General features: G+C 55.6%; 2 protein-coding genes. One reads left to right on the top strand and one right to left on the bottom strand.

Going from position 1 to position 1,088, the window contains the following annotated elements; translation table 11 throughout:
• The coding region (locus SY1_RS09995) for a helix-turn-helix domain-containing protein (protein WP_208873677.1) at positions 1–845 on the top strand (845 nt) is incomplete at its 5' end.
• Positions 846–882: 37 nt separating this feature from the next.
• Here the strand turns inward: SY1_RS09995 and SY1_RS09990 are convergent.
• Positions 883–1,088, bottom strand: a 206-nt coding sequence (locus tag SY1_RS09990) for a hypothetical protein (protein WP_208873675.1), incomplete at its 5' end; no start/stop codon positions are given.

Below are 1,088 nucleotides of genomic sequence, written 5' to 3'. Positions count from 1 at the left end.
CAATTGGCTTCTGGGGCGATCTGCACGGCTTTTCCGCAGCGGACGCAGACTTTACCTATCCGCAGGATACGATCATCCGCAGCCAGTTCCGTCAGCGGTATGTGGGGATCGGTCTGAGTAAGCAGGGCTCGGTGGAAGCCTACACGCAGAGGGATCAGACGATTCACTTCGGTGCGGGTATCAACTGCTTTGTCTTTGATTCGCCCGTCCCATTTTTTATGAAAGTTCCCGGAGGGCAACGGCTGCGGTTTCAAGGGCTGTATTTTCAGGAAGCGTTTTTCACGGAGAACAGCGTTCCGCTCTATGACAGCTTCTGGCGGGATGCAAAAAACACGATTCATGGTGCAGACCTTCATGCGCCGGAGCTGGTGTCCATCTATCGCCGCATCGAGCAATGCTGCTTGACAGGACTTGCTTTTGATACATGGCTGAGAGGATTGGGACTGGAGGCTGCGGGCTATCTGATCGAACTTGTGCAGCAGCTATCCTCGCAGACGCCGGTCTATCTCGACGAGAATGAGATCCACGCGGTGGAAAAGGCAAAGGCTATCCTGCAAGCCAGCCTGGAGCACCCACCTGCCGTTATTGACCTTTGCAGGAAGGTTGGCGTCAACAAGAACAAGCTGCAAAAGGGCTTCCGGCTGACCGAGGGGAAAAGCGTTGCGGAATACGTCCGCACCCTGCGCATGAAACGCGCCCTTGATCTGCTGGGGGACGATACCCTCTCCATCCAGGAGGTGGCGAAGGAGGTTGGCTATAACGGCATCAGCAATTTCTATGCGGTTTTCCGGCAGACCTTCGGGGACACGCCCGCCGTGATACAAAAGCTGCTGGGGATGAAGTGATTTTTGCAGGTTTGGATTTGCAATCCAAAGGCAACGGTCAGCGGCTCGAATGCTCGCAGCGGTTCAGGATCATGTCGGTTTCCAAACCCAGCTCTTCCCATTCGCGCAGAAGCAGGTGTTTGAGCCTTCGGATGCGGAATGAGCCGGCCTCTCGAGAGATTTTTCCCCTTTCGTCTGCCCCTCCTACAAGCAGACGAGCGCCGTGTGTTTTTTTGCGTCGACGACGATGACCGCGGTCGTCAC

The sequence above is a fragment of the Fretibacterium fastidiosum genome, assembly GCF_000210715.1.
GTDB classification, from domain to species: domain Bacteria; phylum Synergistota; class Synergistia; order Synergistales; family Aminobacteriaceae; genus Fretibacterium; species Fretibacterium fastidiosum.
The sequence above is the reverse complement of the archived record's forward strand: the minus strand, read 5'-3'. Positions and strand labels throughout refer to the sequence as shown.